Source organism: Rhodanobacter sp. DHB23, from assembly GCF_014842975.1.
GTDB lineage: Bacteria > Pseudomonadota > Gammaproteobacteria > Xanthomonadales > Rhodanobacteraceae > Rhodanobacter_A.
This window is the reverse complement of record NZ_JACYXK010000026.1, coordinates 227,938-240,850: the sequence shown is the minus strand read 5'-3', so window position 1 is coordinate 240,850 and position 12,913 is coordinate 227,938. Positions and strand designations below refer to the sequence as shown.

Annotated in this window: 15 protein-coding genes; 9 read left to right on the top strand and 6 right to left on the bottom strand. The window is 69.1% G+C overall.

Going from position 1 to position 12,913, the window contains the following annotated elements; genetic code table 11:
- Nucleotides 1-216: 216 nt before the first annotated feature.
- The 3 genes from IHE47_RS09510 (at nt 217) to IHE47_RS09500 (ending at nt 2,376) form a co-directional block, all read left to right on the top strand.
- Entirely contained in the window at nt 217-1,296 is a 1,080-nt protein-coding gene (locus IHE47_RS09510; RefSeq protein ID WP_192105656.1) for a 3-deoxy-7-phosphoheptulonate synthase, read from the top strand.
- Nucleotides 1,297-1,414: 118 nt separating this feature from the next.
- Nucleotides 1,415-1,690 (top strand): GNAT family N-acetyltransferase, encoded by a 276-nt coding sequence (locus tag IHE47_RS09505; protein WP_192105655.1) that lies wholly within the window; start codon nt 1,415-1,417, stop codon nt 1,688-1,690.
- On the top strand, nt 1,687-2,376 hold the full coding sequence (locus IHE47_RS09500; RefSeq protein ID WP_192105654.1) for a DUF1345 domain-containing protein: 690 nt from the start codon (nt 1,687-1,689) through the stop codon (nt 2,374-2,376). Before IHE47_RS09505 ends, IHE47_RS09500 begins: the two co-directional genes overlap by 4 nt.
- Before the next feature lie 107 nt (nt 2,377-2,483).
- Here IHE47_RS09500 and IHE47_RS09495 read toward each other — a convergent pair whose 3' ends face one another.
- Complete coding sequence (locus tag IHE47_RS09495; protein ID WP_192105653.1) at nt 2,484-2,966, bottom strand: YajQ family cyclic di-GMP-binding protein; 483 nt, start codon at nt 2,964-2,966, stop codon at nt 2,484-2,486.
- Nucleotides 2,967-3,152: 186 nt separating this feature from the next.
- Between IHE47_RS09495 and IHE47_RS09490 the strand changes: the two genes are divergently transcribed.
- Nucleotides 3,153-4,331: an NAD(P)/FAD-dependent oxidoreductase gene (locus tag IHE47_RS09490; protein WP_192105652.1), complete on the top strand. Its 1,179-nt coding sequence runs from the start codon at nt 3,153-3,155 to the stop codon at nt 4,329-4,331.
- Between the two features lie 101 nt (nt 4,332-4,432).
- Here the strand turns inward: IHE47_RS09490 and IHE47_RS09485 are convergent, their stop codons facing one another.
- Nucleotides 4,433-4,894, bottom strand: a complete 462-nt coding sequence (locus tag IHE47_RS09485; RefSeq protein ID WP_192105651.1) for a YaiI/YqxD family protein — start codon at nt 4,892-4,894, stop codon at nt 4,433-4,435.
- Nucleotides 4,891-5,772: a PhzF family phenazine biosynthesis protein gene (locus tag IHE47_RS09480; protein ID WP_192105650.1), complete on the bottom strand. Its 882-nt coding sequence runs from the start codon at nt 5,770-5,772 to the stop codon at nt 4,891-4,893. Before IHE47_RS09480 ends, IHE47_RS09485 begins: the two co-directional genes overlap by 4 nt.
- A 134-nt stretch (nt 5,773-5,906) precedes the next feature.
- Between IHE47_RS09480 and IHE47_RS09475 the strand changes: the two genes are divergently transcribed.
- The 3 genes from IHE47_RS09475 (at nt 5,907) to IHE47_RS09465 (ending at nt 8,092) form a co-directional block, all read left to right on the top strand.
- Complete coding sequence (locus tag IHE47_RS09475; protein WP_192105649.1) at nt 5,907-6,515, top strand: rhomboid family intramembrane serine protease; 609 nt, start codon at nt 5,907-5,909, stop codon at nt 6,513-6,515.
- Between the two features lie 122 nt (nt 6,516-6,637).
- Nucleotides 6,638-7,000, top strand: a complete 363-nt coding sequence (locus IHE47_RS09470; RefSeq protein ID WP_192105648.1) for a hypothetical protein — start codon at nt 6,638-6,640, stop codon at nt 6,998-7,000.
- 24 nt (nt 7,001-7,024) lie between these two features.
- Nucleotides 7,025-8,092: an aminopeptidase gene (locus IHE47_RS09465; RefSeq protein WP_192105647.1), complete on the top strand. Its 1,068-nt coding sequence runs from the start codon at nt 7,025-7,027 to the stop codon at nt 8,090-8,092.
- A 3-nt stretch (nt 8,093-8,095) separates the two neighbouring features.
- On the opposite strand, the gene IHE47_RS09460 is transcribed toward IHE47_RS09465, so the two are convergent.
- From IHE47_RS09460 to IHE47_RS09450, 3 genes are all read right to left on the bottom strand, one after another.
- On the bottom strand, nt 8,096-8,905 hold the full coding sequence (locus IHE47_RS09460) for a cytochrome c (protein ID WP_192105646.1): 810 nt from the start codon (nt 8,903-8,905) through the stop codon (nt 8,096-8,098).
- A gap of 54 nt (nt 8,906-8,959) precedes the next feature.
- On the bottom strand, nt 8,960-9,913 hold the full coding sequence (locus IHE47_RS09455; protein ID WP_225561733.1) for an alpha/beta hydrolase: 954 nt from the start codon (nt 9,911-9,913) through the stop codon (nt 8,960-8,962).
- Between the two features lie 118 nt (nt 9,914-10,031).
- Nucleotides 10,032-10,679, bottom strand: a complete 648-nt coding sequence (locus IHE47_RS09450) for a hypothetical protein (RefSeq protein WP_192105645.1) — start codon at nt 10,677-10,679, stop codon at nt 10,032-10,034.
- Nucleotides 10,680-10,884: 205 nt separating this feature from the next.
- Between IHE47_RS09450 and ompR the strand changes: the two genes are divergently transcribed.
- Both ompR and IHE47_RS09440 read left to right on the top strand, forming a co-directional pair.
- The gene (gene ompR, locus IHE47_RS09445; RefSeq protein ID WP_192105644.1) at nt 10,885-11,616 is read left to right on the top strand and encodes a two-component system response regulator OmpR; all 732 of its coding nucleotides are present in this window, start codon (nt 10,885-10,887) and stop codon (nt 11,614-11,616) included.
- Complete coding sequence (locus IHE47_RS09440; protein ID WP_192105643.1) at nt 11,613-12,902, top strand: ATP-binding protein; 1,290 nt, start codon at nt 11,613-11,615, stop codon at nt 12,900-12,902. Before ompR ends, IHE47_RS09440 begins: the two co-directional genes overlap by 4 nt.
- Nucleotides 12,903-12,913 lie beyond the last annotated feature (11 nt).

Below are 12,913 nucleotides of genomic sequence, written 5' to 3'. Positions count from 1 at the left end.
CCGGTTATTTGCAGAGCGCCGTGCATGGTGCTATTGATGGAACCCATGACCCACACCGCCCGCCAGTATTTTTGGTTTTATGGCTATCCGAAGCCGCTGGCGGAGGCATGGGTGCGATCGTCCTGACGAAACACTGAAACCCCATCCCGAAAGCCGCCAGCACCATCGAGGCGGCTTTTTTCATGGCCGCCGCAGCCCACACGAGGAACCGCCGCCATGTCCCACGCTTCCACCGATGACCTGCGCATACGCAGTATCCAGCCGCTCGCCACGCCGCTCGAGGTGATGGACGAGTACCCCGCCACGGATGCGGTACTGGATACCGTGGGCCATGCGCGCACCGCATTGCAGCGCATCCTCGACGGCGCGGACGACCGTCTCGCGGTGGTGATCGGCCCATGCTCCATCCACGATCCGCGCGCGGCGCTGGATTACGCGCGGCGGCTGGTGGAGCAGCGCAGGCATTTTGGCGGCGAGCTGGAAATCGTGATGCGCGTGTACTTCGAGAAGCCGCGCACCACCGTGGGCTGGAAGGGGCTGATCAACGACCCCGACCTCGACGGCAGCTTCCACATCAACAAGGGCCTGCGCGTCGCGCGCCAGCTGCTGTGCGGCATCAACGCGCTGGGCGTGCCGGCGGGCTGCGAATTCCTCGACATCATCTCGCCGCAATACCTCGCGGACCTGGTGGCCTGGGGCGCGATCGGCGCGCGCACCACCGAGAGCCAGCTGCACCGCGAGATGGCCTCGGGCCTGTCGTGCCCGGTGGGTTTCAAGAACGGCACCGACGGCAACGTGAAGATCGCGGTGGACGCGGTGCAGGCGGCCTCGCATCCGCATCATTTCCTCGCCGTGACCAAGCAGGGCCAGGCCGCCATCGCCGCCACCCGCGGCAACCGCGACTGCCACGTGATCCTGCGCGGCGGCAAGCTGCCGAATTACGACGCGGCGAGCGTGGAGGCGGCCTGCGGCGCCATCGCCAAGGCCGGCCTGCCGGCGCGGGTGATGATCGATGCCAGCCATGCGAACAGCAGCAAGAAGCCGGAAAACCAGCCGCTGGTGGTCGCCGACATCGCCGCGCAACTCGAGGCGGGCGAGCGGCGCATCGTGGGCGCGATGGTGGAAAGCCACCTCGTCGCCGGCCGCCAGGACCTGGTGGACGGCCAGCCGCTGACCTATGGCCAGAGCATCACCGACGGCTGCATCGGCTGGGACGAATCGGTGCGCGTGCTGGAGCAACTGGCCGCCGCCGTACGCCATCGCCGCGCGATGGCACGGAAGGGGCTGGCGGCATAAAACCCTTGGTTTTCGCATGCGATGGTGCGTGGGGCAGGGCAACCCGGAGGCCGCCTGCGGGAGCCTTGGCCGAGTCCCGCGGGCGTTATGCTTGACGCCAACGTCCATGGAGTCCGCCATGCATCTGGAGATTCACCACGACCCTGCCGCGCAACGCTTCGAGGTGCGGGTGGCAGGCGTGCACTGCCTGCTCGACTACGGGCTGGCCGGCAGCGTGATGACGATCACCCACACCCTGGTGCCGCCACCCGCCGGTGGGCGCGGCGTGGCCGGTGAACTGGTGCGCGCGGCACTGGAATTTGCACGTGGCGAGGGCCTGCTGGTGCGGCCCGCCTGCTCGTATGCCGCGGCCTGGATGGAGCGCCATCCCGATTACGCGGAGCTGCGCGCATGAGCCGCGGCGTGCCCGGCGGCAACGGAGCTGCGAAGACCCGGCGCTGGCGGCCGTTCCGCTATGTGACGGCGCGGCCGCGGCTCAGCGTGTCGTTCGTGGTCTTCGTGGCGACCGGTGCCATGCTGATCGCGCTAGGCCTGCGCGTGGCCAGCGCGATCCTGCTGGGCTTCGACCTGGCCGCGGTGGTCTATCTGTTGGCGCTGGCGCGGCTGTTCAATCATTCCACGCCCGCGCACATGCGGCTGCAGGCGAAGGCGCAGGACACCGGGCGCTGGGGCGTGCTGTGGAGCGCAGTGGTGCTTTCCGGTGTGGTGCTGGTGGCGCTGGGCACCGAGCTGCATGCGGCGAAGGGCGGCGGCCTGCCGGCATTGGGCATCGGTGCGCTCAGCGTGGTGCTGAGCTGGTTGTTCCTCAACATCATGTTCGCGCTGCACTACGCGCACGGCTACTACGGCGACTTCGGCGAGAAGCATGCCGGACTGGAATTCCCCGACACGCCCAGGCCCGACTACTGGGACTTCGCCTACTTCGCCATCGTGATCGGCATGACCTTCCAGGTCTCCGACGTGCAGATCAGCAGCCGCTACCTGCGCCGCGTGGCCCTGCTGCACAGCGTGATCGCGTTCTTCTTCAACGTGTTCATCATCGCCATCACGGTGAACATCGTGGCGGGGATGGGCGGCTGACGATACGTCGCAGGAGCACCCTGTGCGCGATGGTCTTGCACCTTGATCGAAGCGCAAGGCCATCGCGCACAGGGTGCGCTCCTGCCGGTCATCGTCGTGCCGGCCCGTCAGTCGCGGAAATTGTCGAACTGCAACGGCAGTTCCACGTCAGCCTTGCGCAGTGCCGCCATCGCCAGCTGCAGGTCGTCGCGCTTCTTGCCCGTCACGCGCAGCTTGTCGCCGTTGATCTGCGCCTCGACCTTGAGCTTGGCCTCCTTCAGTGTGGCCGCCAGCTTCTTCGCCACCGGCTGCTCGATGCCCTGCTTCACGGTGATCTTCTGCCGCGCGCCGGCCAGGTTGGTCTCCACCTCGCCGATGTCCAGCGCGCGGATGTCGATCTTCCGCGTGGTGAGCCGGCCGCGCAGGATGTCCAGCATCTGCTGCAACTGGAAATCGCTGGGCGCGGTGAGCAGGATCTCCGACTTCTCCAGCGCGAACTTCGCGTCCGATCCCTTGAAGTCGAAGCGGTTCGCCAGTTCGCGGTTGGCCTGGTCCACGGCGTTGGTGAGTTCGTGCTTGTCGACTTCGGAGATCACGTCGAAGGAAGGCATGGCGGCGGCTCGCGGATGTAATGAGGCGGAAAGTGTAAGCGATGCGACTGGGCGATAATGCGCGCCTATCCGCCCGTCATCTCGAAGAAAGCCGGGATCCAGTAGCGCCACTGTGCGCATAGACACTGGATCCGGCTTGCGCCGGGATGACGGGCAACAGCATGGCGGAGCCGGTATGGTGGTGGCTTGAAAACGGATGTATTGATCGTCGGCGCCGGCGCCGCGGGCCTGATGTGCGCGATCGCCGCGGGACGGCGCGGCCGCCGCGTGCTGGTGGTGGACCATGCGAACCGCGTCGGCAAGAAGATCCTGATGTCCGGCGGCGGGCGCTGCAACTTCACCAATACCGGCGCGTCGCCGGCGAACTACCTCAGCGCCAATCCGCATTTCGCCAAGTCCGCGCTGGCGCGCTACACACCGGCGGATTTCATCGGACTGGTGGAGCAGCACGGCATCGCTTACCACGAGAAGGAACTCGGCCAACTGTTCTGCGACGATTCGTCGAAGCAGATCGTGCGCCTGCTGCTGGACGAATGCGCCGCGGCGGGCGTGCGTATCGAGACCGGCTGCGGCGTCGAGCGCGTGCGCAGGACGGACGAGGGCTTCGCCGTGCTCACCGCGCGCGGCGAGGTGCATGCGGAGTCGCTGGTGGTGGCGACGGGCGGCCTGTCCATTCCCAGCATGGGCGCCACCGGCTTCGGCTACGAACTGGCGCGCCAGTTCGGCCATGCGGTGCTGCCTGTGCGCGCCGCACTGGTGCCGTTGACCCTGAGCGGCAAGCACCAGGAGCACTACGCCGACCTCGCCGGCGTGGCGCTGCCGGTGGCCGGGGCGCGCGTGGGCAAGCGCGCGTTCCGCGCGGGCCTGCTGTTTACACATCGCGGCCTGAGCGGTCCGTCCATCCTGCAGATTTCCTCGTATTGGCAGCCGGGCGACGACCTGCGGCTGGACCTTGCGCCGGATGCCGACCTGGGCGAATGGCTGGTGTCGCAGCGTGGTGCGCGTCCGGCGGCGGAGTTGAAGAACGTGCTGGCCGATGCCTTGCCCAAGCGCCTCGCGCAGCGCCTCTGCGAACACTGGTTCGCCAGTCGCCCGATACGCCAGTACCGCGACGCCGAACTGCAGGGCATCGGCCGCCAGTTGCACGACTGGCCCATCGTCGCCAGCGGCACCGAGGGCTACCGCACCGCCGAGGTGACGCTGGGCGGCGTGGATACCGACGGGCTTTCGTCTTCGACGATGCAATCGAAGCTGGTGCCCGGCCTCTACTTCATCGGCGAGGTGGTGGACGTCACCGGCTGGCTGGGTGGCTACAACTTCCAGTGGGCCTGGGCTTCCGGGCATGCAGCCGGCGAGGTTGCGTAGGAGCACCCTGTGCGCGATTGCCCTGATGCTTCGATCGAAGCGCAAGGCCATCGCGCACAGGGTGCTCCTACACATGGAGCCTTGTGGGCGGGAGCGGCGCGTCAGCGCTGCCGCTGCTGCAACCAGCGGTCGAGCTGGTTCGCGAATGCCTGCCTGTCGCGCGCGTGGAACGGCGCATGGCCGCCGGTGTCGATGCCGGCGCCGCGCAGTTCATCCATGAAATTGCGCATGGTCAGGCGCTGGGCAATCGTCTCGGGCGTGTGCAGTTCGCCGCGCGGGTCGAGGGCCAGGGCGCCCTTGTCGATCACCGCCGAGGCCAGTGGAATGTCCTGCGTCACCACCAGGTCGCCGGCCGCCACGCGGCGCGCGATCTCGTGGTCGGCCACGTCGAAGCCGCCGGGCACCTGCACCGCGCGCACGTGGCGCGAGGGCGGCGTGCGCAGGTACTGGTTCGCCACCAGGGTCACCATCACCTGCTCGCGCTCGGCGGCGCGGAACAGGATCTCCTTGATCGCCACCGGGCAGGCGTCGGCATCGACCAGGATCTGCGCGGCCGGGCTCACGCCGCGTTCCAGTGCAGCGCGCCGTCGACGATGGTGTGGGTGCGGCCGCCGACCCACACCGTGCCGTCCACGATGTGGACGACGAGCTGGGCGTCGTGGCCGATCTCGCGGCCCTGGCTCACGACATAGCCGCCGGCCAGTGGCCCGCACGGCTCGGCCTGCGCGATGTACGCAGCGATCAGGCCGTTGGCGGCACCGGAGGCGGGATCCTCGACGATGCCCACGCCGGCGGGAAAGGCGCGCACCACCAGCTGGTAGCCGGGATGCGTGCTGCGCGCGAACGCGCACAGGCCCATGCTGTCGCTGGCATGGGCCAGCGCGCCGATGGCGCCGTGGTCGGGTTTCCAGGCGCGCAGCGCGGCCTCGCTTTCCAGCTCGGCCAGCCACCAGCGGCGACCGCCGTCGACCAGCGCAGGCGGCAGGGTGCCGCAACCGGTGCCGGCCAACGCGGCGGCCAGCAGGGGATGCGCGTCGCGGCCGGTATCCAGCACGCGCTCGCCGGGGGATTTCAGCAGCAGGCGGCGATCCGCGCCTTCGCCCTCCACGCGCATCGGCAACACGCCGGCACCGCATTCCTGCCACAGCAGGCCGTCGACGGGGCGCGCCAACCCGCATTCCAGCACGGCGTGCGCGCTGCCCACGCTGGGGTGGCCGGCGAACGGGATCTCCTTGTGCGGCGTGAAGATGCGCACGCGGTAGCTGGCCGCCGGGTCGGCGGGCGGGAGCAGGAAGGTGGTTTCGACCAGGTTCGTCCAGCGCGCGAAGCGCTGCATCGCCTCGCCGCTCCACTGCTCCGCGCCGACCACCACGCCGAGGTGGTTGCCGCCACCATGTGTAGCCGCAAAGACGTCCAAATGAAGATAGCGAGGCGCGGGCATGGCGATGGGGTTCGTGGGGGAGCGCGCATGATAGTCGCGTCCGCCGGCCGGCGGGGCGTTTTGCCGCGGATTCGACAAGCGCCCGCGCTGCGGCCAAGATGCCGCCACCTCATCAGCCGGGCGCGGAACCGTTCATGCCGATCACCCTCATCATCCTCGCGATCACCTGCGTCGTCTCGTTCATGGCGTTCAAGAACGGGCGGCTGATGGACGACCTGATCCTGTGGCCGCCGGCGATCAGCCGCCGGCGCGAGTACCACCGGCTGGTGACGTACGGACTGGTGCATGCGGACTTCAACCACCTGCTCTTCAACATGATCACGCTGTTCTTCTTCGGGCGGCAGATGGAACGCTTCTACACGCTGGAGATGGGCGCGTTCGGTTTCGCGCTGTTCTACATCGGCGCGCTGGTGGTCTCGATCCTGCCCACGTATTTCCAGAACCGCGATAACCCGAATTACCGCAGCCTAGGCGCCTCGGGCGCGGTGTCGGCAGTGCTGTTCGCTTCCATCCTGTTACAACCTTGGTCAAAGATTTACTTGTATTTTGCGCTCGGCATTCCTGCGATCATCTACGCCGTGCTTTACATCACTTACTCGATCTACATGGACAAGCGCGGGCAGGGCAACGTCAACCACAGCGCGCACCTGTGGGGCGCGGCCTACGGCGTGGCGTTCACCCTGCTGGTGGAGCCGCAGGTGCTGTCCAGCTTCCTCGGCCAGCTGTCGCATCCGCGGTTCTGAGTCCAGGGTCGTTTGCGACCTCCTTGCCCGGCATCGCATCCCTGGATCGCAAACGGACTCTCAGCGCCGGTTCAAGCGGATCGGCGCAAGCTGGCATCATCGTCTCCCAAGGAGGCCGCGTCATGAAACGCCTGCTTTCCGGTATCGCCCTCGTCGCCCTGGCTGCATTGCTGTCGGGCTGCTACTACGAGCCGGGTTACGGCTACGTGCGGGCCACGCCGTATGCCGGTGCGGCCTATTACGGCAATGGCGTGGTCTACGGCGATGGCTACTACGCGACGCCGGGCTGGTACGGCTACGGCGGCTGGTACGACGGTTACGGCTACGGTTGTTGCTACGCCCCGGGGCTGGTCGGCGGCGGCGTGTGGTACGACCACTGGGGCCATCGCCACTATCGCGGCGGTTACTACGGGCATGGCACCGGCCACCCGGCGGGCGGCATGCACGGCCACGCGACCAGCCACGCCAGCAGCGCGCACCACTGAGCATTGCTGCGGCATGATGGCGGGATGATCCGCCAGCATGCCGCAGTCCGCCGTTTCCGTCCCGGGTATCTCGCGCTCGCGATGTTGAGCCTCGTGCTGTGTGCCTGCAGCAGCCTGCGCTACTACGCGCAGGCGGTGCGCGGGCAGGGCGGGCTGGTGTTGCGACGGCAGCCGGTGGGCAAGCTGGTGCACGACCCGGCGACCGATCCGAAACTTGCCGCACGCCTGTCGCTGGCACTCGCGGCGCGCGAATTCGCCTCGCGGAAACTGGGCCTGCCCGACAACCGCAGCTACACCACATATGTGGCCTTGCAGAAGCCTTACGTGGTGTGGAACGTGTTCGCCACGCCGCGTTATTCGGTGGAGGCCGTGCGCCACTGTTTTCCCGTCGCGGGTTGCGTGGCCTATCGCGGCTGGTTCGACGAGGCCACCGCCGAGGCCGATGCGGCACGCCTGCGCGGCGCAGGCGACGACGTGTGGGTGGGCGGCGTGTCGGCGTATTCCACGCTGGGCTGGTTTGCCGACCCCATCCTCTCCAGCATGCTGCGCTGGGGCGACGACGAACTGGCCGGCACGATCTTCCACGAGCTGGCACACCAGCTGATCTACGCCAAGGGCGACACGGCATTCAACGAATCCTTCGCCACCTTCGTGCAGGCCGAGGGCCTGCGCGAATGGCGTGCCTCGCGCGGGTTGCCGCCGGACGACGGTCGCCTGCAGGCGATGGACGATGGCTTCACCCAGCTGGTGCTGGACCTGCGCGACCACCTGCGGGCGCTTTATGCCGGTGGCGTGGACGTCGAGGCGATGGAGGCGGGCAAGCAACGCGAGATCGCCGCGTTCCGCCAGCGTTATGCGCAGTGGCGCGACGCGCACTGGCCGGGCGACCACCGCTACGACGCGTGGGTGGCCAGGCCCATCAACAACGCGCGGCTGTTGCCGTTCGGCCTGTACGACCAGTGGACGCCGGCCTTCGCCGCGCTGTTCCGCGAGGGCGGCGGGCAATGGCCGGTGTTCTATGCGCGCGTGCGGGCGCTTGCACGCGAACCGCAGGCGGCGCGCGACGCGGCACTCCATGCGCTGCTGCCTTGAGGGTCAGTGCGCAGCCTTGTGCTTCGCCATGTAGCGCAGGTAGTCCAGCACCGCATCGAGGTCGGCATCGCTGAGCGATTCCTGCGTGGGAAAACCCATCATCCGTGCTCCAGGCCAGCGGTGCAGCGACTGCGGGTTGCGGACGTAGCCGCGCAGCAAGTCGGCACGCAGGTACTCGGTGGGGCTGTACGGCAGGTTGAGGTCGGGCCCCAGTTTCGAATCCCCCTCGCCATTCATGGTGTGGCAGGCGAAGCAGGTGCGCTTGAACACGTCGAAGCCCTGGCGCACCGCGGCGGTCGCGTCGACCGCAGGCACCATGGCAGGAAAGCGCGCATCCACGCCCGGGAGCGTGCGGATCGCGGCCAACTGGTAAGGCCATTGCTCGGGGCTGACGTGCGCGCCCTGCGGGTGCGTCCACACCAGGTAGAACGGGCCGGCGTCTTTGGCGTTCTCGGCCAGCGCAGGCCAGGGCTGCGCGGGATCCTCCACCGCCAGCCATGCCTGCGAACCCTGCCGGTTGAGGAGCAGCGCGGCGGGGATCTCCGCCGCGAAGCCATCGGCGGCAACGAACTGCAGGTGCTGGCCCGCGCTCAGGCCGGGCAGCAGCGCAAGCAGCGGCACGGCGCGGTAGCGCATGGGGCGCTGGAACGCCACGTCGTCCGGTATCGCCACCGTGGTGGCGTCGGCGCGGTCGAGCAGTTCCGCGGTGCTCCAGGTTTTCGCGCCGTGGCCCAGGTCGATGCGCAACTCCGCCGCATGGACGGCCAGCGGCAGGCAGAGCCAGAGCAGGCAGCAGCAAAGCAGCGATTTCATGGTGGCACCGGAGATGGGTGGCGAGAGCCCTGCCGCCATCTTCGCATGCCGGCATCAGCGCGAGCCTGCATCGAGCCGCCGGGCCACGGCGGGACCGAGACCGCGCATGAAGGCCTCCACCGCAGCGGTGTAGTCCGATGGCAGGCCGAGTTGCTCGTTGATCTGCTCGTGCGACAGATCCTCGGGGCGCACCCGCGCGAGCGTGCCCAGGCCGGCGGCCTGGGCCACGAAGTGTCGCGCCTGCGGGCAGGAGTCCGCGCGTCGCGTCGAGCACACGGCGAGGAAGGGCGCGATGCGCGAATCGAGTTGCTGCTCGGGCGAGGCAGCCGCCCAGTTGGAAGGGTCGTTGCCGAAGGCGGCATCGTAGAGGCGCAGATGACGGCTTTGCATGATCCCCGCCACGTCGTAGGCCGCGCTGTCCAGCGCCACCGTCCCCAGCCAGGGCGTGGCCCCCTGCTGCAGCGCCAGCGACGGCGCGGCGCTGATGAGGCTCACCAGGTGCGCGCCTGCCGAGTGACCCATCAGGATGAAGCTTTGGCGGTCGCCGCCCCAGCTGGCGGCCATGCGCTGCGCGGTGGCCAGTGCGAGGCCAAGGTCCCGGGCCTGTTGCAAGGGTGTTGCCGCGGGTATCAGCGGGTAGTTGGCCGAGACCACGATGAAACCGCGGGGCACCCAGCGCACCACCTTGTTCTCGACCACCCTGGCGGCGGCCTTGTCGCCGAACGCCCACGCCCCGCCATGCACCAGGAAAATCACCGGCGCGTCGCGCACGGGTTGCCGGGGAAGGTAGACATCGAAGCGCTCTCGCGCATCGACGCCGTAAGCCACGTCGTGGATGGCGCGCACGCCTGGCGGCAGCACGGCCATGGCGTCTTGCGTACCCTGCTGCAGGCGGCGCTGCATCAGCGCCTGACGGAACAACCCCGTCTGCGCCGATGCCGATGGCGGGGCCAGCATGGCCACGGTGAGCGCACCGCAGAACATCGCTGGCCAGTTTTGGGATTTCATCGCTGCTCTCCCGGAAGGCACGCCGCTGCGTGGTGGCCCGCTGGCGATGACGATCGCCGGGCGCGCTGCCGAAGACTGTAGCGGCGATACAGGTATGGCATGGACGGGGCCCGCTTCGTCAGCGCGGGCAGGAAATGGTGTTGCCGCTGGGGTCGGTGCAGGTTCCGCTGTGGGTGATGCCCTGGCCCTTGGTGTAGCTCGTCTGGCCGGTGTAAGTGTCGCCGGCGCTGTTGGTGATGGTGCTGCCGTGGGTCGCGGTGCCGTTGGAAGCGGTGGTGCTGCCGTCGTAGCTGCCGCGTGCGCCGCTGGCCGTGGTCTGCCTGCTGCTGTTCCAGTCGCCCGAGCTGTCGCGCGCATGGTTGCCGCTGCTGCCGTAGGTGGCGCCAGCCGCGTTGCTGCCGCTGCGCTGGAAACTGCCCTGGGCAGAGCCGTCGGCATTGCGCGTGTAGCTGTTGCTGCCGGTGAAGCTGCCGCCGTCGACGCCATTGGCCAGGGTGCCGCCGCGGTGGCTGATGCTGCCATCCGGGTTCACCGAGGTCACCGAGCCGTGCGTCGCCGCGCCCTTGGCGCCGGAGACGCGGGTGGCGCGGAAGTGTTCGAGGCCGCCCTGGCCGTTGCCGGTCGTGCCGCCCACGTGGCCCACGGTGTTGCCGTTGCGCTGCACGCGGAAACCATGGATGCGCGCCTGGGCTGGCAGGGCCATGCCTGCGGCCAGCAGGCCGGCCAGGGCGAAGGAAGCGAGACGGATGGGGTGGCAAGTGTTCATCGCGGGACTCCGGTGCGGGGGAGGGCCGGCCGCTCCTCTGGGCGACCGGTGCAGTGCGACTCTCGCGCGGATGCGTCGCCAGAGTGTTTCCGTGCAGGTGCCAGATGTGAGCACCTGTTGCGGTTCCACCGTCCGGAAACAATTGCTTGCAATTGCCGCCACGGTCCGCTTGCCGTTGCCGCCGGGCGCGCGGGATAGTCGCGCCATGGACACCCCCCACATCCTTGTCGTCGACGACGACCTGCGCCTGCGCGACCTGCTGGAGCGTTACCTCGCCCAGCAGGGCTTCCACGTGCGTGGCGCCGCGCATGCCGCGGCCATGCATCGGGAGCTGGCCATGCACCACGTCGACCTGATCGTGCTCGACCTGATGTTGCCCGACGCCGATGGCCTCGAGCTGTGCCGCGTGCTGCGCGCCGAAGGCATGGACATGCCCGTGATCATGCTCACCGCGAAGGGCGACGAGGTGGACCGCATCGTGGGGCTGGAGATCGGCGCCGACGACTACCTGCCCAAGCCATGCAATCCGCGCGAGCTGGTGGCGCGAATCCGGGCCGTGTTGCGCCGTCGCCCGCGCGTCCCCGCGGGCGCGCCGCTGGCCGAACGCGAGCCGGTGTACTTCGGTCGCTTCAGCTTCGATCCGGCCAGCCGCCAGCTGCTCGACGGCGACGAGCCGATCAGGCTGACCAGCGGCGAGTTCGCCGTGCTGGCGGCCCTGGTGGGCCATCCGTACGAGACGCTCAGCCGCGAGCGCCTGATCGCGCTGGCGCGCGGACGGGACCACGAATCCTTCGACCGCAGCATCGACGTGATGGTGTCGCGGCTGCGGCGCTGCCTGGAGGATGACCCGCGGCGGCCGCGCTGGCTGCAGACGGTGTGGGGCAAGGGCTATGTGTTCGTGCCGGACGGCGCGGCGCGGGACGGGGAAGGCGCATGAACCGCAAACCCACCACTTTTGCACTGGTGCTGGCGCTGCTCGCGCTCGCCCTGCTGCTGGCGCTGGGCCTGTCCGCCGTGCTGTCGGTGCACTTCAACCGGCTGATCGCGGCCGATATCTACGGGCGCCTCGCCAGCGCCGCCGCGGTGACCACCGACGAGCTGGCGCAGCGCCACGATGCCGGGGCCGGGCGCGTACTGGCGCGCCTCGCCGGATGGGGCGTACGCGTGGAGACGGGGTCGCCACCGCCGTCCACGGTACGCGTGGCCCCGGTCGCACTGGCGGTGGGCAGGCAAGTCGGCGAGCAGCTGCGGCCTGATGACCCTGCGCGCGTGGTGGTCGTGCAGACTCCCGACACGCACATCTGGGTGCCCAGTGCCCATGTGCCCGGCCAATGGATCGTCATGAGCGAGCCGAGCAACCGGAGGCGCCTGCAGGCCTCGTCGGTGGGCATTGCCGTACTCGCCGGCCTGATCGCACTCGCACTCGCGGCCCTGCTCGCGCGCCTGTTGACGCAACCGATCGAACGGCTCGCCGGGAGCGCCGGTGCGTTGCTGGCGGGCGAGCCGGTGGCGTTGGACGGCAGCTCGCGCGAGGTCGAGCGCCTGGCCCAGGCGTTCCGCGAGGCGGGAGCGCGCCTGCGCGGCAGTGCCCGCGAACGCGAGCTGATGCTGGCCGGCATCTCGCACGACCTGCGCACGCCGCTGGCGAGGCTGCGGCTGGCGCTGGAGCTGGGCGATGCCGCCGACCTGCGGCGCCGCGAAGCGATGGTGTCCGACCTGGAGGAGCTCGACGCCGCGCTGGAACAATGCCTTGCCTTCGTGCGCGACGGGCGTGACGAAGCCCCCGGTGCCATCGACCTCGCCACCCTGGCAGGCCAACTGCTGGGCTCGCGCCAGGAGCCGGATGCCTGGCAACTGGACGGCCCCGACAGCCTGCGCGTGGTCGCGCGCCCCCGTCTGTTGCGCCGCGCGATCGGCAACCTGATGGACAACGCCGAGCGCCATGGTGCCGCGCCGTTCCGCGTGGCCATTGGCCGTGATGCGCGCGGTGTTTTCGTCAGCATCGTCGACAAGGGGTTGGGCGTGCCGGAATTGCTGCTGCCGCAACTGGGTCGGCCGTTCCTGCGCGGCGACCGTGCTCGCAGCACCGCCGGCACCGGCCTGGGCATCGGCATCGCCATGCGCGCCGCCGAGCTGCATGGCGGCGCGCTGGAGCTCGCCAATGTTTCCGGTGGCGGCTTCGTCGCCACCCTGCGCCTGCCCGACCCGCCCCCTTCGCACTGACGAGACCATGG